This window comes from Kribbella sp. CA-294648, from assembly GCF_050943845.1.
Taxonomy (GTDB): domain Bacteria; phylum Actinomycetota; class Actinomycetes; order Propionibacteriales; family Kribbellaceae; genus Kribbella.
Genome location: NZ_CP191981.1, coordinates 5,766,152 through 5,791,209, shown reverse-complemented (window position 1 = coordinate 5,791,209; position 25,058 = coordinate 5,766,152). Strand labels below are relative to the sequence as shown.

General features: G+C 65.9%; 25 protein-coding genes and 2 pseudogenes. 12 read left to right on the top strand and 15 right to left on the bottom strand.

Features of this window, described 5'->3' with window-relative positions; genetic code table 11:
* Positions 1-93 precede the first annotated feature (93 nt).
* The 3 genes from ACQPYM_RS27360 (at position 94) to ACQPYM_RS27350 (ending at position 2,904) form a co-directional block, all read left to right on the top strand.
* Positions 94-1,419, top strand: coding sequence for an acyl-CoA dehydrogenase family protein (locus ACQPYM_RS27360; protein WP_433005753.1), 1,326 nt, complete (start codon positions 94-96; stop codon positions 1,417-1,419).
* Positions 1,419-2,633: an acyl-CoA dehydrogenase family protein gene (locus ACQPYM_RS27355; protein WP_433005750.1), complete on the top strand. Its 1,215-nt coding sequence runs from the start codon at positions 1,419-1,421 to the stop codon at positions 2,631-2,633. The genes ACQPYM_RS27360 and ACQPYM_RS27355 overlap by 1 nt, the downstream gene beginning before the upstream one ends.
* Positions 2,634-2,781: 148 nt before the next feature.
* Positions 2,782-2,904, top strand: a complete 123-nt coding sequence (locus ACQPYM_RS27350) for a hypothetical protein (RefSeq protein ID WP_433005747.1) — start codon at positions 2,782-2,784, stop codon at positions 2,902-2,904.
* A gap of 536 nt (positions 2,905-3,440) precedes the next feature.
* Here ACQPYM_RS27350 and ACQPYM_RS27345 read toward each other — a convergent pair.
* The 3 genes from ACQPYM_RS27345 to ACQPYM_RS27335 all read right to left on the bottom strand — a co-directional run bounded on the left by ACQPYM_RS27345 (position 3,441) and on the right by ACQPYM_RS27335 (position 6,574).
* A complete protein-coding gene (locus ACQPYM_RS27345) occupies positions 3,441-4,670 on the bottom strand; it encodes a phospholipase D-like domain-containing protein (protein WP_433005744.1) in 1,230 nt (409 codons plus the stop codon).
* A gap of 648 nt (positions 4,671-5,318) precedes the next feature.
* Positions 5,319-5,783: a hypothetical protein gene (locus ACQPYM_RS27340; RefSeq protein ID WP_433005741.1), complete on the bottom strand. Its 465-nt coding sequence runs from the start codon at positions 5,781-5,783 to the stop codon at positions 5,319-5,321.
* 320 nt (positions 5,784-6,103) lie between these two features.
* On the bottom strand, positions 6,104-6,574 hold the full coding sequence (locus ACQPYM_RS27335) for a hypothetical protein (protein ID WP_433005738.1): 471 nt from the start codon (positions 6,572-6,574) through the stop codon (positions 6,104-6,106).
* 907 nt (positions 6,575-7,481) lie between these two features.
* Here ACQPYM_RS27335 and ACQPYM_RS27330 point away from each other — a divergent pair.
* Entirely contained in the window at positions 7,482-7,613 is a 132-nt protein-coding gene (locus ACQPYM_RS27330) for a hypothetical protein (protein WP_433005735.1), read from the top strand.
* Positions 7,614-7,652: 39 nt separating this feature from the next.
* Here ACQPYM_RS27330 and ACQPYM_RS27325 read toward each other — a convergent pair whose 3' ends face one another.
* Positions 7,653-8,348, bottom strand: a complete 696-nt coding sequence (locus ACQPYM_RS27325; RefSeq protein WP_433005732.1) for a hypothetical protein — start codon at positions 8,346-8,348, stop codon at positions 7,653-7,655.
* 310 nt (positions 8,349-8,658) lie between these two features.
* On the opposite strand from ACQPYM_RS27325, the gene ACQPYM_RS27320 reads away from it, so the two are divergent.
* Entirely contained in the window at positions 8,659-9,348 is a 690-nt protein-coding gene (locus ACQPYM_RS27320) for an alpha/beta hydrolase (protein ID WP_433005729.1), read from the top strand.
* 10 nt (positions 9,349-9,358) lie between these two features.
* On the opposite strand, the gene ACQPYM_RS27315 is transcribed toward ACQPYM_RS27320, so the two are convergent.
* Positions 9,359-9,550 carry a hypothetical protein gene (locus tag ACQPYM_RS27315; RefSeq protein ID WP_433023517.1) on the bottom strand — a complete coding sequence of 64 codons (192 nt, stop codon included), beginning with the start codon at positions 9,548-9,550 and terminating at the stop codon, positions 9,359-9,361.
* A 40-nt stretch (positions 9,551-9,590) separates the two neighbouring features.
* Positions 9,591-9,734, bottom strand: a pseudogene (locus ACQPYM_RS27310) (nitroreductase family deazaflavin-dependent oxidoreductase); the annotation flags it as partial.
* Between the two features lie 228 nt (positions 9,735-9,962).
* Here ACQPYM_RS27310 and ACQPYM_RS27305 point away from each other — a divergent pair.
* Positions 9,963-10,865 (top strand): GTP-binding protein LepA, encoded by a 903-nt coding sequence (locus ACQPYM_RS27305; protein WP_433005726.1) that lies wholly within the window; start codon positions 9,963-9,965, stop codon positions 10,863-10,865.
* A gap of 5 nt (positions 10,866-10,870) precedes the next feature.
* On the opposite strand, the gene ACQPYM_RS27300 is transcribed toward ACQPYM_RS27305, so the two are convergent.
* Both ACQPYM_RS27300 and ACQPYM_RS27295 read right to left on the bottom strand, forming a co-directional pair.
* The gene (locus tag ACQPYM_RS27300) at positions 10,871-11,371 is read right to left on the bottom strand and encodes a hypothetical protein (protein WP_433005723.1); all 501 of its coding nucleotides are present in this window, start codon (positions 11,369-11,371) and stop codon (positions 10,871-10,873) included.
* 102 nt (positions 11,372-11,473) lie between these two features.
* Entirely contained in the window at positions 11,474-12,256 is a 783-nt protein-coding gene (locus tag ACQPYM_RS27295) for a CPBP family glutamic-type intramembrane protease (RefSeq protein ID WP_433005720.1), read from the bottom strand.
* 115 nt (positions 12,257-12,371) lie between these two features.
* Here ACQPYM_RS27295 and ACQPYM_RS27290 point away from each other — a divergent pair, with 115 nt between their 5' ends.
* Positions 12,372-12,920, top strand: coding sequence for a hypothetical protein (locus ACQPYM_RS27290; protein ID WP_433005717.1), 549 nt, complete (start codon positions 12,372-12,374; stop codon positions 12,918-12,920).
* On the opposite strand, the gene ACQPYM_RS27285 is transcribed toward ACQPYM_RS27290, so the two are convergent.
* Positions 12,917-15,208, bottom strand: coding sequence for a tetratricopeptide repeat protein (locus tag ACQPYM_RS27285; protein ID WP_433005714.1), 2,292 nt, complete (start codon positions 15,206-15,208; stop codon positions 12,917-12,919). The genes ACQPYM_RS27290 and ACQPYM_RS27285 overlap by 4 nt on opposite strands.
* Positions 15,209-15,339: 131 nt before the next feature.
* On the opposite strand from ACQPYM_RS27285, the gene ACQPYM_RS27280 reads away from it, so the two are divergent.
* Entirely contained in the window at positions 15,340-15,834 is a 495-nt protein-coding gene (locus ACQPYM_RS27280) for a hypothetical protein (protein WP_433005711.1), read from the top strand.
* A 262-nt stretch (positions 15,835-16,096) separates the two neighbouring features.
* Entirely contained in the window at positions 16,097-16,906 is an 810-nt protein-coding gene (locus ACQPYM_RS27275; RefSeq protein ID WP_433005708.1) for a phosphotransferase family protein, read from the top strand.
* Between the two features lie 724 nt (positions 16,907-17,630).
* Here ACQPYM_RS27275 and ACQPYM_RS27270 read toward each other — a convergent pair.
* The 6 genes and pseudogenes from ACQPYM_RS27270 to ACQPYM_RS27245 all read right to left on the bottom strand — a co-directional run bounded on the left by ACQPYM_RS27270 (position 17,631) and on the right by ACQPYM_RS27245 (position 21,449).
* The gene (locus tag ACQPYM_RS27270) at positions 17,631-17,810 is read right to left on the bottom strand and encodes a thioredoxin domain-containing protein (protein ID WP_433023393.1); all 180 of its coding nucleotides are present in this window, start codon (positions 17,808-17,810) and stop codon (positions 17,631-17,633) included.
* Positions 17,792-18,322 (bottom strand): annotated as a pseudogene (locus ACQPYM_RS27265) (NAD(P)/FAD-dependent oxidoreductase); the annotation flags it as partial. The pseudogene ACQPYM_RS27265 and the gene ACQPYM_RS27270, both read right to left, overlap by 19 nt.
* Positions 18,323-18,493: 171 nt before the next feature.
* A complete protein-coding gene (locus ACQPYM_RS27260) occupies positions 18,494-19,036 on the bottom strand; it encodes a dihydrofolate reductase family protein (protein ID WP_433005705.1) in 543 nt (180 codons plus the stop codon).
* 374 nt (positions 19,037-19,410) lie between these two features.
* A complete protein-coding gene (locus tag ACQPYM_RS27255; RefSeq protein ID WP_433005702.1) occupies positions 19,411-19,620 on the bottom strand; it encodes a hypothetical protein in 210 nt (69 codons plus the stop codon).
* 433 nt (positions 19,621-20,053) lie between these two features.
* Positions 20,054-20,866 carry a formylglycine-generating enzyme family protein gene (locus ACQPYM_RS27250; RefSeq protein ID WP_433005699.1) on the bottom strand — a complete coding sequence of 271 codons (813 nt, stop codon included), beginning with the start codon at positions 20,864-20,866 and terminating at the stop codon, positions 20,054-20,056.
* A gap of 268 nt (positions 20,867-21,134) precedes the next feature.
* Positions 21,135-21,449 (bottom strand): DMT family transporter, encoded by a 315-nt coding sequence (locus ACQPYM_RS27245; RefSeq protein WP_433005696.1) that lies wholly within the window; start codon positions 21,447-21,449, stop codon positions 21,135-21,137.
* Between the two features lie 144 nt (positions 21,450-21,593).
* Between ACQPYM_RS27245 and ACQPYM_RS27240 the strand changes: the two genes are divergently transcribed.
* The 3 genes from ACQPYM_RS27240 (at position 21,594) to ACQPYM_RS27230 (ending at position 24,579) form a co-directional block, all read left to right on the top strand.
* Positions 21,594-22,652 (top strand): LacI family DNA-binding transcriptional regulator, encoded by a 1,059-nt coding sequence (locus tag ACQPYM_RS27240; protein ID WP_433005693.1) that lies wholly within the window; start codon positions 21,594-21,596, stop codon positions 22,650-22,652.
* Positions 22,653-22,654: 2 nt separating this feature from the next.
* Positions 22,655-24,121 (top strand): arylsulfatase, encoded by a 1,467-nt coding sequence (locus ACQPYM_RS27235; RefSeq protein WP_433005690.1) that lies wholly within the window; start codon positions 22,655-22,657, stop codon positions 24,119-24,121.
* Between the two features lie 110 nt (positions 24,122-24,231).
* Positions 24,232-24,579, top strand: a complete 348-nt coding sequence (locus ACQPYM_RS27230; protein WP_433005687.1) for a DUF664 domain-containing protein — start codon at positions 24,232-24,234, stop codon at positions 24,577-24,579.
* The last annotated feature ends 479 nt before the right edge of the window (positions 24,580-25,058 follow it).

Genomic DNA, 25,058 nt, shown 5'->3' with positions numbered 1-25,058 from the left:
CGGCGTATCGGGGTGCACTACCTGTCCGTCGGGACGGTCGGGTGAGCCAGCTCATGCGTGACTTGAGTTGTAACTTCAGTTTACAGTTGCCGCATGGTGATCCAGCAGAGCGCGAAGCCCGGCCGGCGGTGGGACCCGATCGGGGTCGGCGTCGCGTTGCTGAACCGGCTGGCGAAGTTCCGGGCGATCGACCGGCTCGGGTTGCGCAAGCAGACCGAGCGGGTGGTCTTCGAGGCGACCAAGACCGGGTTCCGCACGGCCGGAGCGCTGTCGCGCAGCTTCACGGCGGCGAGCAAGCTGGCTCAACCCTCACGGCTGCCCGCGGCCAGGGGCACCGGGGTGTTCGACCTGACTCCGACCGAGGACCAGCAGATGGTGGTCGGGGTCGTCGCGGAGTTTGCCGCAGAGGTCTTGCGGCCGGCCGCGGCCGAGGCTGACGTCGCCGGTGCTACGGATCCGAAGGTGCTCGCGCAGTCTGCTGAGCTCGGGTTGAGTTTGATCGAAGTACCGGAAGAGCTTGGTGGGATCGTCAGCGAGCGGTCGGCGATGACCGGAGTGCTGGTGGCCGAGGCGATGGCGCATGGCGACATGGGTCAGGCGGTCGCGTGTCTGGCACCGGCGGCGGTTAGCACGGCGATCTCGCTGTGGGGTGATGAGACGCAGCAGGCGACTTACCTGCCGGCCTTCACCGGCGAATCGGTGCCGGCCGCCGCGCTGGCGATCGTCGAGCCGCGGGCGTTGTTCGATCCTTTCGCGTTGAAGGCCAGAGCGACGCGGCAACGAACTGGTCATCTGCTCAACGGGGTCAAGTCTTTGGTGCCGCGTGGTGCGGAGGCTGAGGTGTTCGTGATCGCGGCTCAGCTCGAGGATCAAGGGCCGGCGCTGTTCCTGGTGGAGTCGGGGCATCCGGGCGTGACGATCGAGGCCGAACCCTCGATGGGTCTGCGGGCGGCCTCGCTGAGCCGGGTGCTGCTGGACGACGTACCGGCGGTGCAGTTGGGGACGCTCGAGGACTACTTTGAGTGCGTCCGGCTGTCGCGACTGGGGTGGTGTGCGCTCTCGCTCGGCACTGCGAAGGCGGTGCTCGACTATGTCACGCCGTACGTGAACGAGCGGACCGCCTTCGGTGAACCGATCAGCCACCGGCAGTCGGTGGCCTTCATGGTGGCGAACATCGCGATCGAGCTGGAAGGGATGCGGCTGGTGACGTATCGGGCCGGATCGCGTGCAGAGCAAGGGCTTCCGTTTGCTCGCGAGGTCGCGCTGGCGCGGCGGTTGTGCACTGAGAAGGGGATGCAGATCGGGACGGACGGGGTGCAGCTGCTCGGCGGGCACGGGTTCGTCAAGGAGCACCCGGTGGAGCGGTGGTACCGCGACCTGCGGGCCATCGGCGTGATGGAAGGTGCGGTGCTGGTCTGATGATCAATCTCGAGACTCCGCGGAAGTTCCGCGCGTTCGTCCACCAGGCGCATCAGGTCGCGGCGGAGATGTTGCGACCGAACTCACGTCAGTACGACCTGGCCGAGCATGCGTATCCGAAGGAGCTGGACATGCTCGCGGCGATGGTCGACGGATTGGGTGCCTCAGGCACCGGTTCGGGTGCCGGGGCTGGCGGCGTACGGCGTACTGAGGCTTCTGAAGATGGCGGCCAGGTCAAGAATGGGTCCAACCTGTCGTCGGTGTTGTCGATCATGGAGATGTGCTGGGGTGACGTCGGGCTGCTGCTGTCGATGCCACGGCAAGGGCTGGGCAACTCGGCGATCGCGTCGGTGGCCTCGGACGAGCAGCTGCAGCGGTTCGACGGAGTGTGGGCCGGGATGGCGATCACCGAGCCGGGGTGTGGATCGGACTCGGCGAACATCCAGACGACGGCGCGGCTCGACGGCGACCACTACGTGATCAACGGCGAGAAGATCTTCGTCACCGCCGGCGGCCGCTGCGACGCGGTCGTGGTCTGGGCGACGCTGGACAAGGCACTGGGCCGCGCCGCGATCAAGTCCTTCGTCGTCTTCAAGGACACGCCGGGGATGACGGTCGAACGGCTGGAACACAAGCTCGGCATCCGCTCGTCCGACACCGCCACGATCCACTTCGAGAACTGCCGGGTGCCCGCCGAGAACCTGCTGGGCAGTCCCGAGATCGACGCGGACAAAGGCTTCGCGGGCGTGATGCAGACCTTCGACAACACCCGTCCTCTGGTCGCCGCGATGGCCGTCGGATGTGCCCGCGCTTCGCTTGAGGTGACCCGCGACCTGCTGTCGGATGCCGGCGTCGAGATCGACTACGACCGCCCGATCCACCTCCAGCCGGCCGCCGCGGCGTCGTACCTGCAAATGGAAGCCGACTGGGAAGCCGCCTATCTGCTGACCCTGCAAGCCGCCTGGATGGCCGACAACTCCCAACCCAACTCGCTGCAAGCCTCCATAGCCAAAGCCAAAGCCGGCCGCTCAGCCAACGACATCACCCTCCGCTGCGTAGAACTAGCCGGCAGCCTCGGCTACTCCGAACACGAACTCCTCGAAAAGTGGGCCCGCGACTCCAAAATCCTCGACATCTTCGAAGGCACCCAACAAATCCAGCAACTGATCATCGCCCGCAAGTTGCTTGGAAAGACGTCAACTGAACTCAAATAGCCTTATCTACAACGGGTTTGTGGGTCCTAGAGTGCTGGGATCGCTGTTGTCTGGCGACCTCGTTGGGACGGCCTCAAGCCCCGCCGGAAAGCCGCTGACGGTGGCGGCCGGGTCGCGCAAGATCACTGCCACAGACGGCGGGTAAGTCGTGATCGAGCGGCAGGTGACGGTGGGTGCCAAGGGCAACCTCGATGTCGTCATCCATCGCCCGGCGGCGCCGACCGCGGCTCCGGTGATCACCACGTACGCCAACAAGCTGTCGGGCCGCTGAATTTGCCGGTCCGGTTGTTGACGATGACAACCATTGAACGGCTTGACTGAACCCCTGTCACGTCCTCAGGCGCCCCTCAATCCTGACAGCCTCAGACAAGGTGTGCGGGCCCCCGCACGATGCGAAGTCGGCCCACCCAGAACCTCGCGACAGCGCGCCGTGAACGTCGAAAGCACCGTCGCGCGTGTGCGATGCGCGGCGGTGCCTTCTACTCAGGAAATGAGCCGGCCTCGGCCGGACCGCATGGAGCAACGGTCCGGAAACGACTCGCTGGCCACGCTACAGCGCCGCACGTCTGTGACCGTGTGCCCGTGCTGTGGTCGCGCATGAAGACGTGGGTGTCGGCGATCTTCTCCACGGCTGAGCGGACCGGGACTGGTTGCCGGGCTGCGGCAGTGAGGAGCCGGGTGGCTCGGGCCGCCTCGTGCTGGGAGATCTGCCCGTACTTCCAGAGAGCAGTTCGCTGTGGCGCGGGTCAGCGGCCAGCAGGCGCCGCGGCTTGTCTGCCGTGCAGGCGTCGGCGGGCCGCTGACAGCTCAGCACTGTGCGGCTTCGCGCTGCCAGGTGAAGTCGAAGAAGTCAGTGAGAGCCTCGTAGTGCGCCAGTTGAGGAACCTGGACCATGAGTTCGTCGGAGTTGATCGAGGAGTCGGCCATGTTGTCCGACCCGACCCAGCTTCGGTAGCTCCGCGTCCCGGCCGACAGGTAGCTCACCAACAGCATCTTCGAGTGGTTGAAGCTGATGTCGTTAGTGCCGCCGCAGGTCTGCGTGTCCAGCCGGGTGACCCCGCCGCGGTCGAGGATGTCCTCCACCACCGGTCCCGTACCGGCAGTGTGCATGACCTTGACCCAGGCGCCGGCCTTACGCAACCGCACCAGTTCCTCCGCGATCCGCCGGGCTCGCTCGTTGGTGAAGCCCGAGGTCGCCACCCGGATCACCGCATGGTCGGGGTTGGGGATCGTTCGCAGGCGGGTGATGACGGGATCTTCGGCTATGCAGTCCAGTGGGTAGGCCATCAGGCCGTAGCCGCTGTTGAAGAAGTGCTGGAAGAGCCTGCCGTCGTTGGGCGCGGCAGTCTGGCACCGGGCCGGGCGCGGCTGATCGGCCGTCTGCTGGACGAACAGCATTTTCAGGTCGTCGTGCATGGTCTGGTTGTTCACGAACTGAAAGGCGACGTTGTACTGGTTCTTGTTCGCGTGCTCCGTCGGGTTGTACGACGTCACCAGCGAAACATGGCTCGCGGTACCAGTTCGGGAGAACGTGAACGATTTCTGATGCAACTGGCCCTTGCCTTCCGGCCCGCGGGCGGAGTTCTGGATGCACTTGAAGAAGCTCGCGTCACCGGCACCCCCCAGGACAGCCCGCAGCTGGACCGTCCCGCTACCGCAGTTGCTCTCCCATACCAGAACCTGCACGTGAACTCCGCGCCGGTGCGCGTTGATCAGCGCGGTGGTGATCCCCTGGTCGTCGAAGTTCCAGGCCACCACCCGGATCGTCTGCTGTTGCGGGGTGTGCGCGATGTTGTCGAGGATGGCGCGACGGATCGGGCTCGACTGTGCCCCGGTCGCTGTGGGGTGCTGGCCGATCGGGCCGGACTGCGGCGCATAGGTCACCGCAGCAGCCACGTCCGCGGCCGGCCGACTCGCCACCGTCGTTGCTGCGGACGTTCCAGCCGCCGGCGCGGCTGAGGATATGACGACCAGCGGCATCGTCAGGGCTGCGATCGCCGCGACTCCGACCATCGCCACTTTTCGTGGACGTTTCATTGCCATTCCTCCGTCTGCTGCTTCATCTTCGGATAGGTCGGCGACCGTACAACCGTCTGGCCGCGGTCGGTACCAGGAAAGGACTCCGGCACTTGACCGGAAAGTCCGCTTACGCTGTGCCGGGGTGACCGAACCCGACCCTTTCTGCCGGGGAACTTTGGGGGTGCTGAGTGCGGTGTGCAGAGTCGAGCCGGCCTTGAAGTGGGTAAGTCGGGGGCCAGCCGGCTGGAGCATTTAACTCATGACAGCGCCGCAAACACGACCCGATGCGCAGCAGCCTGACCTGATCGACCTTCGCTCGTGAGCGTTGCATGTTCACGCAGGGCCGAGGGCTGTAAGCGCTCGTGTTTTCGCAGACGCCGCCATTCAGTTGCTGTCGCCTGCCTTGCCGTCAGTGCTGCGAAGTGGTGTGGGATCGCCGACCCAGCGGCGCACCGGAACCTGGTTTGCCGGTCCCGGGGCGCGCCCGCAACGGTGCTCTCCACAGGCCGGGACGACAACGGGTTCCCGCTCTCGGCGCCGGTACTCACGTCGGCCGACTGGTGGCCGCGGTGCGATGGACCGCTCTGTGCCGGCGGCGTACGACGACCCGCGACCGGTGGCCGTCAAGCCCGGCTGCTTGTCGCCACTCGCTGAGCCGAAGTTCGATCAGGTGTGCGGGTTGTGGAAGCTCTCGCACATCCTGTCACCATGGCGTGCAAAGTACATGTCGTACTCGGCCACGCAGAGCCTGATGTGTTTGATCCATCGTGTCGAGTCGAACACGACCGGCAAGAAGACGAGTGGGAGGTGGGCGGTCGCATTGCAGGTACGAGTGTCTTTGGCGACTGTGCCCCGGTTGTTGGCATCACCGTTCATGTAGCGGACCTGGGCGTAGAGGTATGCGCCGTAGCCGTCAGCCGGGCATCGGTCGTCGATCCAGCCGGTGGCGACAACCTTCGTCTGGTCGTGCCAGGCCAATGATCCCTTGATCCGGGCCGAGCCGTCGGGCGGCACGGGGCCCGCGATCGTCTCCATGTCGAACGGGCGGTTGATCACCGCCGCCTGCGCGGTTGGTGCTTGCGCGACAAGCGTCGTCGCGATGAGCGCGGTTGCGGCAAGAGCCGTTCTCACGCGTCGGATCCTGATGGTGGTGCTCCTCTCATCCGGGTGCTCCGATCGTAATCGTCGAACCTTGAATTTCATTCGGCCGGCCAGGTCCGCGCTTGGGTCCCCGCCCGGTGGTGGCGCAGACCGGGCGGGGCGGCCGAGCGCGTAGGTTCCATCAGGCCGGGCAATGAAGACGCTGATCGTGCGGTACCCGCACCGCTTACGTCACCCGCAACACTCACCGCCAAGCGAACCCCCAACAGATCACGGACGGCCACCAGCGACCGACCGCTTCTGGGTGGCGTTCGACCTCTCCAACTAGGCATCTGGATCAGGTCGCGCACTCAGCGATTCGGGTTCCACTTCCAGTCGCTGAAGCCGTTGTCGTTGGGTGAGGTGTTGCAGCCTTCGCGGCCTGAGCACTCCCGGACGATCACCCGCACCGCGCCCACCGTCTGGCTGCTGCGGATGGGGTAGCTGCCCTTGTCAATCTTGCCGTCGCTGCACCCAGTGGTGTCCGCGATGTCCGTCCACCGCCACTCGGTGAACGAGTTGCCGATGCGGTACTGGTACCAGACATACGCACCAGCGCCGTCGCCGCCGCTGAGGCAGATGTCAGCCACCCTGGCAACGTGGATCGTGAAATACTTGGCCCCGTGCCACTCGATCCGGCCGCCCGCCTCCGCGTGCCCCGCGAACTCGCCCCCATTCTGCGAGCGGATGTCGAAGCCCGGCGATGCCGTCGCGGCAGGCATCGCCGTGGTCAGGCCAGCCAGGCCAAGGGCCCCGGCGGCCAGCACCGATGCAATCCTCATCGTTCCTCCAGTTGGGTGACTCGTGCCGAAGAAGGTCCCCCTGCGGCTGGAGCTTGCCGTAGTGACGCTGTCCGGATCAGCTGATCTGATCGAATCCGATCAGCGGCGATCCACGCGCTTGCTAGCGTCCGGACATGGGATCCGACCACCACTCACCCAGACGCCGGAGTCGGGGTCGTTGACGGCCTCAGGCCGCCGCTGAAACTTGCAGATGACCATGAACCGCCAACCCCTTGATACGCCCGGCAGCCCTGTGGGTTGGCGGCAGTCAGTTCCGCCGGTTCGGGGATCGACAGGTGGCATCTGCTGACAACCAAATGTTCGCGCCGAAGGTACAGTTGCTCTTAGCTAGGGCGACCGTTTCGTGATCGTGAGGAGCCTCTCGCTCCGCTTGGGCGCTGACCGCATCCGGTTTCGCAACCTCGCCAGGCAATCCAGCATGCTGGATGCGCATGCTCAGGCGTCGGAAGTGAGCAGCCTGTACAAAGGCGTCTGCCGGTGGATTGTCACCCAGGAGTGCTCGGCTCTTGATGTCGTAACGCTCTCGATAGGCCGCGACTTCGACAAGCAGCTCGTGTGGGATCGGTTGGTACCAGGCCGGTCTCTCAGCCTTGACCTTGACGGCTAGCCAGGTGGCGCGCTGGGCTATTTGGCTTTCCAGTTCGCGGAGTGGGGCAATGAGGGTTGGGTCGGAGAGGTAGTCGGCCGGTGTGATGAGGCCTGCGATGAGGTTTGGTTGGTGACCGGTACGGCGTACCGCTCTGGCGGTGAGTCTTTCGACTCGGGTGTGGAGTCGTCTGAGGTGGTCACGCGAGCCAGGATGCATCGCCTCAGGGTCTTCGCCAAATCGCTGTAGAACCCTGTGAGAAACTCTCAAACCCCTATATAGAGTGGCTAAAATGCGCCGGTGCCCACAGGACTGATGGCTGCCACCATCACGGGCTTGATCTCAGTCCTGCGTTTCCGCATCGCGCTCGGCGCTTTCCTCATCGCGACGGGCATGACACTCGGCCTGTTCAGCGCCAAATACCTGAACTGAACTCGCGGACAAGCGATCCGGCGCTGTTTTTCCGCGGGTTCAGACCTGGACTGATTGGTTCACGGGGCGGGTCGGGGTGCGTTTGATCAGTCGGCGCCACAGGGTTCGGTGGATCAGGAGGGTCGCGATTCCGGCGGCTGTCATGCCGATCAGGTTGATGGCGAGCTGGGCGGCCGATCCGCCGATGTGGTGGGGTGCCCACAGCGCGATGGACAAGGCGAGGTCGCCTGCGGCCGGCGGCCTGCCCAGCGCCAGGCCGACGGCCAATGCGGCAACTGCGCCGAACTCCGGTCCGACGACCATGGCACCGACGACCAGGATGGCCGAGTCGTTGATGACGGCGACCGCGGCGATCATGGTGGCCAGGGTGAGGAAGGCGTAGAACGCCCAGGAGCCACGCGCTTCGGCGTACGCCTGGTCGACGACGGCATCCCACACCACGGCGTCCTCCGGCGCACCGGGAGCGGCCTGTTCGGTGTCCCGGGCATTACGCGACGGCGAGGAGTCGACGGACGTGAGCGCAACCGCGCCGCGGTCATAGACGCCTTGATCCCGCAATGAGGCGAGGATGTCCGACGTGGCTTCGCGGGCGACGTCGCAGTACAGGACATCACCCGCCGGGCGCTTCGCGGCGGCGGGCATGACGACGACGTTGGTGACCCGATCATCGGCGACGAGCGAGTCGACGATGGCATCGGTGCAGTCGGCCGGGAGGATCAGTCGAAGATGGATCACGCGCCCATGATGATCGACGAAAGGCTACCGTCTCCCCGCTGGTCCCTCGTCATGAGAGTTTGCCGGCGACGGAAAATCCACGGCTCGCCGCGCTTGTAGGATGCGTGAATTGCTTCGGGAGGGGACCACCTTGTCTACGTTCGTTGTGAAAGCCACGGCGGTCTTGGGCGGCCTGGCTCTGGTGGTCGCTGGATGCGGGACGCCGGACGGAGCAGGCAGTCAGGAGTCAGCGCGAACCTCAGTGTCGGCCAGCCCTGGAGGCACCTCGGCCTCCGAATCGATTGCGTCGCCGAGTGTCGGGCTGCAGCCGGTGGATGTGCGTTGCGGGTTGACGGATGCCCAACTCGGTACTGCTGCTCGAGTTATCAAGACCGCGGACAACGAGCAGTTGTACGCCGTCGGTGCCGGGCGCGGGCGCCTTGGCGTAGTTCTGGTGCATGGTTCGGGCTCGCGTGGTCTGTGCAACTGGGCCGAGGAGATCGGCTGGCTGGCCCAGGCGGGCCATCATGTCGTCGGATATGACCAGAGTTGCGTCGGTGGGAGTACGTGCGTGGGAGAGTCCCGTCCGGTGGATGATCTGGTCTCCGTGGTTGCCGAGCTTCGCAAACGTGGGGCGACGCAGGTCGTGGTGGTCGGTGCATCGGCAGGCGGTTCACTTCCGCTGGTTGCCGCTGCCCGTCCGAAGTCAGGGATCTCTGCCGTGGTCTCGCTGTCCGCGGCAGATCTCGCCGTACCGCTCGGGACGGCGGATGCGCGAAATGCCGCGGCTACCTCGGTTGCGCCCGCTCTGCGGCTGCCGGTCCTCTACGTCTTGGCCCGGGACGACACGGCCTCGTCGGTCGCCGAGATCACCGCACTGCACAAGGCCACTCAGGCATCGCGCCTGGTCTTGCTGCCTGCCGGCTCAGGGCACGCGCAGGAAGTCCTGTACGACAAGGAAGGGACGCGACCTTCTCCCTTCCGGCAGACCTTCCTCGCGTTTCTTCGCAATCTGAAATAGCGCCCACGACTCAGTGGATCGTTGCCTGACCGACGTCGATGCGTGCCAGGGCGAGTCTGGTACCGATGTCGCTCGGTATGGGCGCATTGCCGACCAGTTCGGGGATGTTGAGGGTCCGGCCGAGCGCCTTGGCTGCACGTGGATGCCGGCTGCGGTAGCTGCTCAGCCGCGATGGTGCGTCGACGGCTGGTAGGTGTGGCACGAGCAGGCGCGTTCTGCCTGCGGCCGGTCCAGATTCGCACTTGAGGCGTTGCGACGACGTTGCGGTACCACTGCGTCGAGCGGCCGTGGCCGGACACGACGATCATCGACTCGGGCTCGCGGTCGACGACCTCCAGCACCACGTATCGGTGCTGACCGGTGGGCCGGCCGCGGTGCTGGAGCATCACCAAACGCCGACTGGCAGTCGAGTTCCGAGCCCGCAGCGGCGTAGTCCGAGCGGTCGACGGGATCAGCTACACCCTGGTTACCCGCGCCGGCCGCAACAGCCAGGCGGGCCGGAAGCGTTGGGCTTCCGGCCCGCCTCGCGCTGCCCTGCGTAGTTGCTCCGGGCATTGAATGACGGGCTATGGAGGTGGACCTATCCGCTGCGGGTGCGGTGACGAAGGGTTTGTATGACTGATCGGGGCCACTCACGGCGGTTGGCTGAGCATGTCGAGCGGATGGCTGATGAGCATCCGCCGATCCCGGTGGACAGTGCCGACTTCTCGATGGCGCGGCCACGGGTGCTCGCCGAGCGTTTTGGTCCGGTGCTGACCTATATGTCACGGGTCGAGCTGGAGGTCGAGCGGAACGTGCTCGAGCTCAACTTGCTGCTTCCGGATCCGCCGCCGATCGACCGGCACTTCTACGCCGACGTCTGGCTGCCGCAGGAGATCCATCACGGGTTGCTGCTGGATCGGCTGCAGTCGCTGGCGGGTCTGCCTCCGGCGACGCCGGACCTCACCCATGTGTCGTTCAGCTTCCGGGTGCTTGGTGCGCTCGGCCGCTTGAACGCGGTCCAGGACGTGACCCGGATGATGTATTACCTCACCGGCGCCGCGACGGAGCGATCCGCCATCATCGCGTACAACAGGCTTCAGTTGGGGCTGATGGATCTTGGCGAGCGAGCTGTTGCTTCAACCGTCGTGGCGCCGATCAAGCGTCAAGAGCCGGGTCACTTCGCCTATTACAAGATTGCCGCGGAGGGGTTGTGGTCCGAGCTGGCGCAGTGGCAGAAGTGGCTGGTCAGGACACTGCGGCGGCAGACGTTCGAACCGGTCGGCGCCTACACCAAGCAACAATGGGCCGAGTTCGGCGACGTCATGCACCATCTGGGCATCACGTCAGACGGCGAGCGGGGAATGACCAGGTACGCCGAGCAAATCGGTCGGCTGGAACTCGAACTGCTCTGGGCTCAACGGCAGGGCCTGCGCGCGCCCACCTACGTCTTGGACTCTCTCCGGGTAGCAGCGCGCTTGGCCGCAGGCGACCACCACCAGCAGACTGTTGCTCGCTTGCAAGCTCCCACCGCCTGAACCGACTACCTGCTGTGTAGCCGTTCGATCTCTTCGCGGCAGACGCGCCAGGCGTCGTGGTCGGAGTCGATCAGCTCGAAGTGGCCGACGTCGGGGAGCTCGGTGAGGGTGACAGCGTCACCGGCTTGGGTGGCTGCGTCTCGGTAGCGCCGGCTCTGACCGAGCGGTACGACGCGGTCGCGACTGCTCCCTTGAGGATGACCTTCGGAGTCGCACCTGGCGCGGTCAACGGCAGATTCGGGCGACCTGCTGCCCACACGGCGAGATGGCCCCCTGCCGAGTTCCATGCCGTAACGGCTCATCCAGAACCCGCCATGAATCACCACGGCGACCGGAACGACCCCATCACCTGCTGGCAGATAGAGGTCCGCCACTTGCGATTCGTCACCGCCGTACCGGATCCGCTGGGCAGGCTGGCCCTTGGGGGCAGCTTCACGAGCGCAGCCGGTCATCAACGCTACTGTGCCCAGTCCCCAGCTCAGGGCGTGGCGCCGGGTGATCGTCATACCCAGCATTCGTGGCCGTGGGCCCGGCGGATCGGTGGGCCTCGTCGACGGGCAATCGACTGACGACCAAGGTCGTCGTCGTCGGCGGCGGGGCGGGGGAGATCAGTCGGCCGCCGGCGTCGGTGCGAGTGGCTCGATGTGGTGTCGCCGGACCAGCAGGACAGCGGCGACGACGAGGTAGGCCAGGATCGCGGCGGCGGCTCCGACGTAGGGCTGCTGGTCGACGAGAACCACGGTGCCTGTGAGGAGGGAGAAGTCGAAGAGGCCGTGCAGGACCGAGTTGACGGCATTGGTGCCGGCGACGCGTCGCGTCAGGTAGAAGAAGTAGCCGGCGCAGCTGACCGCGAGGGCCTGCGGAATGGCTTGTGCACCGTGGGTGAGAGCGTTGGACAGGTGTACCGCGCCGAAGATGACGCTGGACCAGAAAGCGACTTTGCCTTCGGTCAAACCGTGGGAGCGGAGCGCGGTGACTCCGATGCCGCGGAACATTCCTTCCTCTCCCCACCCAACGAACTGAGTAGCGATGAACAGTACGAGGATGTATCCGATCGTCTTGTCGCCGAGAGCGGCGTAGTCGATGGCGACCAGGCTGCACAGGGCGAAGATGATCGGTATCACCCAGACCCAGCGCCGTACCGGTCGGTCGTCGCGGAGTACTGGCCGCCACCAGCCCAGTACGGCGACGACGGCATAGGTGAAGACGAGAGCCGCCCCGAGGGGGATCCACAGGTTGTAGATCACGCCTTCGGTCGTCGTGGTGGTGCCGTCATGGTCGCCGACGTGGTCCGCGAGGATCCCACCGCCCTGGATGATGGCGAGGTAGACGATGACGACTACCCCGAACACCCGGTACGGCAGTGGCTTGCGCTTCTGTCGACCTTCCATGCCGGAGGCTAACAGTCCGTGACGCTCGCAACGAGGTTTCCGCTAGCGTGAGGCGTGGCCCTCTGAGCCTATTAAGCTCTGGCGCATTCGTGCGGGTGATTTACGGGGAGATGTGATGTTCGCGAAACAGCACGTTGGACGCGTCGTGCGGTTGATCGCAGCCACCGCGACTCTGGGGGCGCTGATCGCGGGGCCGGGCACCACTGCCGTTGCCCGCGTACAACCTGATTCGGTCGCTGCAGTGCAGGCCCAGTCCTACGTGGCGTGTGGACCGGAGCGGATCGAGCGGGACGGGACGATCCGCCGGTTCTGCGGTCAGACCGTCGGCGACCTCGGCCGGACAGGTTGGTACCTCCCCGGCGAGGACCGTTACCAGTGGGCGGACTGGTGGCGGGCGACGGTACGGAACTGCATGCTCCACGACAAGTACCTGGGCACCGACGGTGTAGGGCGGATGTTCATCGGCTATCCGCACTTCCGTCGGCCGACCGATGGCAGCGTTTACGTGCCCGGCACGCAGTACTGGGAGTGGGAGGGCCGCACTTACGCACGGTTGGCCTACTACAGCTACGCCGATCACCGGGTGCACCCGACGGAGGACCGGTTCACGGACCGGCGACCCCGGGAGTATCCGCCGCACGGCAAGTATGCCGTGCGCTGCTAGGGCTCCAGGTCGAGGGTCTGTCGGCATCGCTCGATTCCGGCGCGCGCACACTCCAGTTCACCTGGATTGTCGAGCGCGCCGGCTAGGTCTTCGGCCAGCGAGTAGGTCTCCAGTGCGCGGTCGATCTGGCCGAGCAGGTGCAGGTCGGCCGCCAACTCGTTGAGTATCGAGAGCTCGCCCAGGCGATACCCGGTCTGGCGTGCGAGCGCGAGCGCCTGCTCGTGGTATGCCAACGCCTCCTCAAGCCGTCCCAGCCGTTGGTAAACGCTGCCCACGTTGCCGAGAGCAACTCCCTGGGCTGCCTGGTCGTCGATTCTTCTCGCGAGCTCCAGGTGTCTGAGGTTTTGCTCGAGCGCCTCATCGAGCCGGCCGCTGCGCTCCAATGCGTATCCGAGGTTGCCGAGCGCCACTCCTTCGGTGACACGGTCGTCGGTCGTGGCCAGGATGTCGATCGCGGTCCGGTAGTGCTCGATCGCCTCCGGCAAGCGGTCGAGTCGTCCGCAGCTCACACCCAGGTTGGTCAGGGCGATGCCCTCGCCAACTCGGTCGCCCATGTCCCGGTGGATGACCAGCGCGGCCTGGTTGTGCGCCAGCGCCTCGTCGTACCGGCCGAGCCGCCAGCACGCGGTGCCCAGGTTGATCAGTGCGCGAGCGCGCTCAGGTGGCTCCGCGATCGTGGCCGCCAGGCCGTGCACCATCGCGGCGTCCTGGTGGTGCCCGGCAGCGTCGAGGAAGCGGAACAGCAAGATGGACAGGTCGACGATATGTTGAGCCGACCCGTTGCTGCTGGCGTGGCTCGCGACTGCCAGCAGGTTGGCCCGCTCGGCCTCCAGCCAGGCGGAAGCACTGTCTCTGTCGCTGAGCGCCGGCGTGGGTGTGTCCGGGGCAGGTACCTCCGGGTGGCGGTGCCGGTCCTGGGGTGCGTAGTGCACCATTGCGCACTTTGCCGAGTGGCGGTAGTAGTCGTAGAGCTTGAGCAATGCCGAGCGTCGCTCGGCCGGCCGCTCCTCCTCGCGAGCCCGGTCGGAGGCGAAGATCCGGACCAAATCGTGCATCGCGTACCGGCCCGTCGTCGGTCGCCGCAGCACGCTGGCCGACACCAGGCGGTCGAGCGTCATGCTTGTACGGCTGAGCCCGCCGCCGGTGAGCGCGGCCGCGGCGTACACGTCCAGGTCCGCACCGGGGTGCAGTGACAGCAGCCGCAACAGCCTCCGGTCGTCGTCCGGCAGCCGCTCGTACGACGTGGCCAGCGCGACCTCGACCGCATTGTCCAGACGGAGGCCGCCGCGTCTTTCCGCGAGCCGATCGAGGTGGTCGGACAGAGTCCAGTCCGGTCGGTTGTCCATCCAGCCGGCGATCAGTGCGACCGCCAGCGGCAGATGCCCGCAGAAATCCGCGATCTGGCCGGCCAGTTGGGGCGACGCATCGACTCGACCGCTGGCGCTACGGCGCAGAAGTTCGACGGATTCCGCCGGAGCGAACGGTTCGAGCGCGATCTCCTGAGTAATTCCCGGCAGCTCGAGACGTCGACGGCTGGTCACCAGGGTCAGACAGCCATCCGCGTCGGTGAGCAGCGGCGCCACCTGGTCCTCGCTGCCCGCGTTGTCGAGCAGCACCAGAGTCCGGCAACGCGCCACCAGGACGCGGTACATCGCCGTACGCCGGGCCAGGTCAAGCGGCGCGATCTCGCTGCCGCGTACCCCCAGTCGGCGCAGGAAGGCACCCAGGACTGCCGCTGGGTCCGCCGGTGGCCGCTCTGGATCATGGCCGCGCAGGTCGACGAACAAGCGTGACCCGGGCGCCAGTCGCTGGGCGATGTGGGTGGCGAGTGTCGTCTTGCCCGAGCCAGGCATCCCGTGGATCGTCACCAGCCCGGTCTCGGTGCCGGCCGGTACCCGGCCTAGCTCGGTCCGCCTGCCGATGAAATGGGGCAGGTCGGCCGGCAGCTCGGCAGCCACGTCCACGACGGAGGCCTCGGCGGCGCGCTGGTCGACTACCTGGCAGACCTGCCGCCACTCGGCCGCGGCCGAGTCGTCGTCGACCAGCGCTCGAACCACATCGACCACCAGTTCCGGGTCCATCCGCCTCCGGCCAGGCTGGAAGCAGTTGTAGACGGTGGCGTACGCGGGGATCTCGGACACCCCGCGGCCGGTCCGGTCGCGGACGGTACGGCGGTGCACCTCGCGGTACGACGCCCCGGACCACGATCGGAGCGCGCGGAGGCGCTCGGCCAGTTCGTCGTACGTGCGCACCAAACCCGGACGGGGTGGCTCACGGCCGGATTCCATGCCCGGCACGCTAGCAAGCTCAGCAGGTGCGAGTGATCGGATTCGATCAATTCGAACGATCGGTCCGGCGAACGACGACATGCTCATCCCGCCGGGACCACCCGGCACGGAACATCCATCTGGAGGAAATGATGAGGATTGCGTCTTTGCTGGCCGCCGGGACCATCGGCCTGTCCGGCCTCGTTGCGGGCGTGCCGGCCGCCACGGCGACCGACGTTCCGGAGGTACCGGAAGGGCCGGGGTACGACATCAGGACGATGAACGGCGGGGAGTTCCCGGGGCATGCGGAGGCCGGCGGCCGGGTCGCCTGGCATGGAGCCAAGTCGTTCACGGTCCACGTCGCCCGGGTGGCCGACATCTGCCTCAGCGGCGGCGACGGCGCCGGTGCGTACATCTGGTACCAGACGCGCCTGGGCAACTCGTTCAGCGTGTGGAAGCGCACTCCCATCGCGGACACCTCAGGCTGCAGCGATGGCGACGTCGACCACGGCGACTACCGCTTCTACGACACTCAGACGGTGGGCGCAGTGCGAGTGATCCTCCGCGAATGCGACGGCCGCGACGGCTGCAACACCTCCCCGAACGACAACGCCGCCAGCGCCTGGAAGTGGAACCCGAACCGCTGATCCGAGCCCAGCAGGCTTGATCGGATCCCCTCAGGGCGGGAGGCCGACGCGGACACTGACGTTGCAGCGAGGGCTGCACCTTCCGCAGTTCGCTGACTTCATCCGACCCGCTGTCGTCAGCGTTCGAAATGAAGATGCCCGCAGCGGATTGTTGAGTGAGACTTGGGCGATGGTGACAACGCCTCGCCCAATCATCGATTCAGTGCTGAGGTCGATGTGCGCCGGCGACGTCGAGTGTCTTGTTCCCCTTGCCGGTGGAGGGATGAATGAGGCGTACTGCGCCAGGTTCGTCGACGAGGTCGCCGTGGTCGTCCGGATCGCGTATCGGCCTGTTCCGTGGTTTGTCGATGAGGCGCACCTAATGGCGCGGGCGCGTGCGGTCGGCGTGCCGACAGCAGAGGTACTCGGCCTCGAGCACCTGGATCATGACGGTGAGGTGCTGTCCTTCTCGATCCAGCAGTTCCTGCCGGGCCGCTCGCTTGACGAGCTCGCCGGCGAACTTTCGGTCTCTGATCTCGAGCGGTTGGTCATGGACGCCGGTGAGATTCTGGCCCAGGTGCACAGCGTTGGCATGGACGACCAGCGAGGCATCCGCCACGGCCTGAGGTTGCCCGATGATCGCGAGGTCACCCGGATTGCCCGTATCGTCAGGGAAACGCTCGGCCCGGCTGCAGCCGCCGTCGTCGAGCGCGGTGCTGACTTCCTGCGACAAGAGGTCACGACCCGCGCGGCGCCGCCGTTCTCCCTCGTCCACGGCGATTTCTGCCCGAAGAACATCCTGATCCACGACCGGACGGTCACCGGAATCATCGACTGGGAGTTCGCCGGCGCCGCGTCGCCGGCCTACGATTTCGCCCAGTGGGAGGTGGATGCCGGCGACCCCTTGCACGACCGATTGGACCTGGTACGCCGCGGGTACGCGCGGGTCGCTGATCCCGACTCGGCCGATGCAGGCTGGACGCCGGCCTTCGCCGTCGACTGGGCACTCGAAAAACTCGGGTGGAAGAACCCCGCTTCGCCGGCGCAGTTCCGGCACTGTGTCGACGTGCTAGCCCGCTACACCACCCCTTGACCATCCCACGCACCACTCGCCGCCTGCAGATCAGCGGGAGTGGCCAGGTTTGTCAGGCCGCCGACGGCCACTTGGCCTAGCCTGCAAGCTCTTCGGCGGCGTTCTTGGCCTTGTCTGCGATACCCATGCTGTCATCTCCTGTTTGTCGACCGGCCCGGAGCGGGTCGGAGTTGGTGGTGTGCGGTACCTGTCGTGCCGTGCTCGGCCCGAACGCGAGCGATGCTCACGCCGGCCATGAGCGGGCGGCTTTGGCGCTGACCCACTATGGGCAGCTGACCTACCGGGCGACGGCCGACCTGCTCGGACTGCCAGGTGCAGAGGTCGCACGCTGCTTGGGGTCGGCGCTGCGTGGCGCCGATGCTGTACCCGGCGCACAGGTCACAGAGCAATGCTCTCCACGGGTAGGTGGAGAGCATGTGGTGCTAGGTGGTGCGGGTCTGCCGCGCTCGTGCGCGGCGGACCGTGGCGGGTGTCAGATCAGTTGAAGATGCCGAACAGGCCGTGGCTCCAGCCGCCGTGACCGCTCCAGCGCGAGCTGATCTCGACGTACAGGCCGACGACGATGTTGAGGCCGCTGTGGTAGTCCATGATGTCTCCTTGAAGCGTGGAGGAGGGTTGCTGACATCTGTACTTCGGGGCGGCGCTGACGCCGGATGGGTCAAACGCTTTATTTGTTGAGGATCAGCTGTCGGTCATTGCGCAGGGCAACGGCTGAGGATGCGGGTCAGGTGTCGAGGTCGGCGTACGGGGCGAGGTCTTTGAGCAGCGCGGCCTTGGGCTTGGCGCCGACGATGGTCTTGACCAGTTCGCCGCCCAGGTAGACGTTGATGGTGGGGATGCTGATGACGCCGTACATGCCGGGGGTGGCGGGGTTCTCGTCGATGTTCATCTTGAGGAAGGTGATCTTGTCGCTGTGCTCCTCGGCGAGGGCTTCGAGGATCGGGGTGACTTGCTTGCACAGGAGATGGGTTGGATGGTTGCTTCGAATTCGAGGGCGGCCAGGAAGCGCTCGGCGTCCAGGGCGGCGGCACAACCGGTGCCGGCGGCCGTGATGGCCTGGCGGTAGGTGTGGTCGACCAGGTCACCCGCGGCGAACACACCGGGCAGGTTGGTCCGGGTGCTGTCGTTCTGGACCAGGACGTAGCCTTCCTCGTCCAGGCGCACCTGGCCCTTGACCAGCTCGGAGCGTGGGTCGTGACCGATCGCGATGAACAGTCCGGTGATCGGCAGCTCGCGGGTCTCGCCGGTGACGGTGTCCCGGATGACGATCACGGCGATCTCCTGCTGACGGAAGAAGAAGCCGTCGCAGGTCGCACACCAGGACACGCCGTGGCCGGACAGCCGCTCCTCGTCCGGCAGGCCGAGCTTGCGGTAGCCGGAGCCCATCGCCAGGATGACGGCCTTGGCGCGGTGCACTTCGGAGACAACCGGCCAGCGGATAGGTGCTACAGCAGAAATCCTTCGGGTGACTCGATAGATCGAGAGTGATCTGGGAAAGAAATCGGTCCGCGACACAAGACCGACGCCGAACTCAAGGCAAGAACTAGCCCGGTCGAGAGCAGTGCCGTGTCCTGACATGTGCACTGGTCAGTCGTGGCTGCGCATGCGATAGCCGAGTAGTAGCGCGCCTGAGGGGGTTGGTTCCGCCTCGATCAGTTCGAGGTGCCGGCCGCTGTCGGAATCGAACAGTCGGCGTCCGCTGCCGGCCAGGGCGGGGGTTACCACCAAGCGCAACTCGTCGATCAGCTCGGCCTCGATCATCGACCGTGCGAGTTCGATGCTGCCGTGGACGCCGATGTCGCCGCCTGGCTGCGACCTGAGTTCGTCCACCAGATCGCTGACTGGACCATCCACCACCGTGGACTGCTGCCACTCGCTGGCGGGAGGCCTTGAACAGACGACGTACTTGGCTACATCGTTGATGAACGCCGCGAAGGGCGCTTCGGTCGACGTCGGCCAGTAGCCGGCCCACTCTTCGTAGGTGCGCCGGCCGAGGAGTACACAGTCCTGACTTGCGACCACCCGTGCGAGATGATCCCTCATCGCGTCATCGAACACATGGACGAAGTCGTCGGGTGATTCGGCCACACCGTCGAGCGACAACAACGAATACAACACGACTTTACGCATGACTCATCCTTTGAGCAGGGAACGATTGGCTACCGCCGGTAGAAGCTGGTCAGGGCCGCAACGTTTATGCCGCAGGCGGGGGCGAGGGACGACGTGGCCGTTCCGCAGATCTGCCATCGACCTTCCTTCCTGCCTGGCGTAGTGGCACGGCGTCACTAGCGTAAGTAACAATTCGCACCAGTTTGCCGCCTTGGTCGATGCATCCTGGCGATGGCCTCTGCCACGGCGGTCTCATTGCGCTGCCGCGGCGAGAGACTGGAATCTGCGTAGCTGTCAGGGGCTGGTCTGCCCCGCGGCTTCGGCGAATCGGCGCAACGGCCTGCGGGAAACTGTCGCGGTTCATGATGTCGTGGAAACCCTGGCCGAGTTGGAGATTACGTCTTGCGAGCCGGATCACTCCTCGCCGAGCTGACGAGTGATCTGAAGACGTTCTTCGCTGCTGAACGGTCGCACTGGCCGAAGGGGACCTGGACGCCGCCGTCGAAGCGAACCTGACGTGGTGGGTGGACGGCCCTCAGCGCGGGCCCGCCGACGTTGATCCTGCCCTGGTGCTGGTCGGCGGACTGGACCTCGACACGGTCCATGATGCTGCCCGCCGGGTGGTCAACGGCGTGACCGGAGCCAGCCGGGTCGATTGGCCAGACGCCGGCCACTTGCCCTCGATGGAGCGGCCAGCCGAATTTCTGGCCTTGCTTCGTCAGTGGCTAGCGGGTTCTTAGTCGCGTAGACCCTGGCGGCGGTGCGAGTCAGCTGCCGGGATCCAATAGGGCACAAGACCGTAGTAGCCATAGAGGCCCGTGAAGTACTCAGGGTCTTGCTTGATCAGGTCTCGCCATCGTGGTCGAGAACCTGCTTTCCCCGGACGTCTTCGGCAGGATCCTCGAGTACCAGATCCGTGTCGTCCAGCGATTCCAGCGTGGCCAGCCGGTCTTCGGCGTCCATCGCGTCCACCTCCACCCCTCCGTTTTGAGTACCAGCGCCCCGTACCCAGCTTGCTCAGAGCCCATTCAGCATTGGTCAGAGGTCGGTTGCGCAGCGGAAACCTAGGTTGGCCGACGAGGAGTCTGGGGTGTTGCCGGAGCGGGCGGCGACGCGGTAGCGGTGGCAGTAAGAGTCGTGGCAGAGGTAGGAGCCGCCACGCATGACCCGGTTCTGCCCGTACGGGGCTCCGGGCGGGTTGTCGATCGGGGATCGGCGGTAGTAGTACGGCGAGAACCAGTCTGCGCACCATTCCCACACGTTCCCGGTCATGTTCCACAGACCGAAGTCGTTGGGTGCGTAGCTGATTGCGGGTGCGGTCGTCAGGTAGCCGTCGTCGAGCGTGTTGACCGTGGGGAATCTGCCCTGCCAGATGTTGCACTGATGCTCGTCGTCCGGGGTGAGGTCGTCGCCCCACACGAAGCGGCGTCCTTCGTGACCGGCGCGGGCGGCGTACTCCCACTCAGCCTCTGTCAGCAGCCGCTTGCGGGCCCACTGGCAATAGGCGAGCGCGTCGTGGTGTGAAACGTGTACTACCGGATGGTCGAGCCGGTCGTCGATACCGGACAGCGGTCCGTCGGGGTGTCGCCAGGAAGCGTCACGCACGCTGATCCACCACGGCGAACCGGCTGCCGGTCCGAGGATGTCGGCGGGATCACTGTGCACGGCGAGATGAAACACCGCTGAGGAGCGGTACTTCTCTGCATCGGTGACGTAACCGGTGGCTTCGACGAAGGCACCGAACTCGGCGTTGGTCACCGCGGCCGGGTCGACCGCGAACGGCCGCAGCCGCACGGTGTGCACCGGCGTCTCACCATCACCTGGATAGCCCTCGCCGAACGGATCTCCCATCCGAAACTCGCCACCGGGCAGAGGAACGGGCTGCTGGATGACATCGGGCCTGCCGCTGACGTTGATGAGCGTCTCGGTGCCGGCGCCGTTGGGTGCTGTCGAGGCGGGTCCTACTGCTGATTTCGCGTCCCGGGGTGCTGCACAGCACGTAGGTTGCCCATCTGGCCCCCCAGGGTCCGGCGCCGACATCCGAGCCGTTGTCGGTTCAGGGTGATCACTCACCACCAGACCTCCTCACATGGCGCACTGAGACCACTCGCTCAGCGAGTCAGTGGGTCAGTTTGAGGCCGAGGACGCAGGCGATGATTCCGGCCAGGAAGAGCACCTTCAGTACGGACACCGCTTCACCGTCGAAAGCCATCGCATAGGCAACAGTGAGTACGGCGCCGATGCCGACCCAGACCGCGTACGACGTCCCCACGGGAAGATCACGCATCGCGAAGGCGAGTCCGCCCATGCTCAGGACAAGTGCCACAAAGAACACGACCGACGGGCCGAGCTTCGTAAAGCCTTCCGACTTGTCCAGCGCCGTTGCCCAAACGGCCTCGAGGACACCCGAGATCACCAGCACCAACCAAGCCATGCCGTGTCCTCCCATCGATCCAGTGAACAGGTACTTGCCTGCGGCAACCCATGCCGTTAAGGTGTCCATCACTGAGCGGTTAAAGGTTTAAACGAGATGAGCTTAGCATCTGACCGAATCTTGAACACGGAGTTGAGGTGGGCCATGGTCGGCAGCGCGGACAGGGCAGGAGTACGCCCGACGATTCGCACGATTGCCGAGCGCGCCGGTGTGTCGATCGCGACCGTCTCGTACGTGCTGAATCGCCGCGATCTCACCGACACCAAGGTGAAGATCACTCCGGAGACCCGCCGGCGCGTTCTCGATGCGGCCGAGGAGTTGGGCTACACACCGAACCAGAACGCCCGGGGCATGCGAACCGGACGGACGAACCAGATCTGCCTGGTCCTGGAAACCGTCGAATCGCCGTGGTCCCAGGCCCTGGTGACCTCGCTGACGCGAGCTTGCAAGGCCGCTGGGATGACATTGCTGCTGCTGGTCGACGGCGACTGGCTCGGTTTTCTGTCCCGCCAGGGAGCCGATGGCGCAATCATTGCCACCGTGCCCGAGTCGCAGGAGATGGTCGAGCGGCTCCAGGTGCTCGGAGAGCGTGGTCTGTCGATCATCCTGCTGAGCGACGAGTACGACGAGTTGCCGGGTGTGGATCTGATCCGACAGGTTCAGCAGCCGGCCGTCGACGAGGCGGTGGACCTGCTGACCTCGCGGCACCGCCGGATCGCCTGCTTCTGGGCCCCGGAGAATGCCGAGTCCAGGCAGCGGCTCGGCCGCTATCGCGAGGGCCTCCAGCGGGCCGGTATCCCGTACGACGCCGTCCTCGTGCGCGAGACAGGAGCCAGCCGGGAGCAGGCCTATCGCGACATGCTGGACCTGCTGGCCGGGCGCGATGCGCCGACGGCTTTGTTCGCGACCAACGACCTGAGCGCGATCGGTGCCCTCTGGGCCTGTTACCGGCGGGGACTGGATGTGCCCTCGGCGTTCGAGATCGTCGGCATCGGCAATACGCCCGAGGGCCGCCGTGCCGATCCACCCCTGACCTCGGTCGGCGCCGACGCGCTGTACGACGAGGTCGCTGAGCTGTTGATGAGGCGATTGACGATGGGACCCGACGCGCAGCGGGTGCATCGCATCCACTGGTCGGTGCACCACCGAGGTACGACCAGGCCTCTTGGCGACGAACCAGTGAACCATCGACGAAGGAAGTGACTGTGGACCGCCCGAATCTCGTCCTGATCTGCGTGGACCAATGGCGGGGCGACGCGCTCTCGGCCGCGGGCCACCCCGTCGTCCGCACGCCGTACCTGGACGACCTCGCCTCCCGCGGTACCCGGTTCAGCCGGGCGTACTCCGCGACGCCGACCTGTGTACCGGCGCGAGTCGCCTTGATGACAGGGCAGTCGCAGGAGGCGCACGGACGGGTCGGCTACGACGACGGGGTGCCCTTTGACCGTGCGCACCCGGTCAGTCTGCCCAGGGAACTTCGCACCGCGGGCTACCAGACCCAGGCGATCGGCAAGATGCACGTCTACCCCGAACGCGCGCGGATCGGTTTCGACGACGTTCTCCTCCACGACGGGTATCTGCACTTTGCCCGCCGCCGCGACCAGAAGGACCTCCGGCAGATCGACGACTACTTGCCCTGGTTGCGACGCAAGGTCGGTGGCGATGAGGACTACACAGACAACGGCCTGAACTGCAACAGCATCGTGGCTCGTCCCTGGGACAAGGACGAGTCGTTGCATCCCACCACCTGGGTCGCGACTGAGGCGATCAACTGGCTGTACCGACGCGACCCCACCGCGCCGTTCTTTCTCTATCTGTCGTTCCACCGGCCCCACTCACCACTGGACCCGCCCGCGTGGGCCTTCGAGCAGTACGTGCACGGCGAACGGACCGATCCGGTGGTCGGCGACTGGACCTCGGACTGGGACGGGCTGCGCCGCGACGGCGCCCATGACACCTTCGTCGGGCGGCTGGACACCGAGTCCCACCACCGTGCCAAGGCCGGCTACTACGGACACATGTCGCACATCGACCAGCAGGTCAACCGCTTCCTCGAAGCGCTGTGGGAGATGGGCCTGCGCGAGAACACCGCGGTGGTCTTCGTCTCCGACCACGGCGACATGATGGGCGACCACGACATGTACCGAAAGAGCCAGCCGTACGAGGGATCCACCCACATCCCGTTCATCATGTCCGCCCCCGCCGCAGCCGACGGGCCGCGCGGTGCCGTGATCGACCAGGTGGTCGAGTTGCGCGACGTGATGCCGACTCTGCTCGACCTGGCCGGCGTGGACATCCCGGCCGGCGTCGACGGACGAAGTCTGGTTCCGTTCTTGCGCGGGGATGATCCGGAAGGCTGGCGTGACCACCTCCATGGCGAACACACGATGTTCGGACAGTCGCTGCAGTGGATCACCGACGGCAAACGCAAGTACATCTGGTTGTCCGGCAAGGGCCGCGAGCAGTTCTTCGACCTGGAGGCCGACCCCCGGGAAACGCGAAACCTGATCGACGACCCGACTCGCTTTGATGAAGTGCAGCACTTCCGTGCACTACTGGTCGATGCGCTGGCCGATCGCGAAGAAGGCTACGTCGCCGACGGGGAACTGATTCCCGGTCGTCGTCCCGTGACCGTGCTCGCGCACACGCGGGCCCGAGCACAACTGAGTTAAGGAACAAAGGTGACGTGCCTCCAGCCTCTTGCGCCGCACAGACCACCGCATCTTGCGGACGTACCCGTCGGCCCACTCCGCCAGCCAGATAGCAGCTGGCACTGCGGTCAGTGCCGCCGTCGACGCTGTCGCTGCTCGGCCTCATCCGGCACTTGTCGGCAGTCGAGGCCTGGTTCCATTCGTACGACGGCCAACCCGGCCACCAGTATTTCTGGGACTACGGCTCGACGGAAAGCGGCCACGTCGATATCACGCGGGCCGCGGACGACCTGGCCAGCTATCAGGCGAGTGTGGCCCGGTCACGCGCGGCGGTGGCCGGGCGCGGTCTCGACGAGGCCAGTCCTGGCGAGGACTACACGCTGCGGTGGATCTACCTGCACATGATCGAAGAGTACGCACGCCACAATGGCCACGCAGATTTCCTCCGCGAACGCATCGACGGCACCACGGGCGAATAGCTTGCAGGCGGCCTCGGCACCATGCCGGCATCCCACAGACCAGCCGCGAACCCGACCAGCTCCGTCACCCAGCTCATTATCCGCGCCCCCGTCGCCACCGACCCAGCATCGAAGCCGCGCAGTCTCGTCGTCGGTGCTCAATCCATCTGCAGGCATCGGCTGACAGAATTCCACTTCACCAACTTCCGGTCGGCCCGGCTGGTACCTGCTGGTTGCTCACCTGACCACCAGGCCCCTCTGCCCCGGAGGTCTTGAACCATCGAGACCGGAACACGCACCGCTGGCGGCGTCGACCGGGGCGGAGCTCGGGGGCGACGCCGAAACTATCGGTGTGGCGCAATGAGGAGGCCGGGCGCTGTTGCTGTTGTCGACGACGGCTGTCATACGGCTGGTATGCCCGCCGCGGTCGGGGTACCTGGAGGGTGTGCGGGCCGTGATCGGCTGGGGCTTGGCGCTACGGGCCGCCGCCGCAGCTAGGT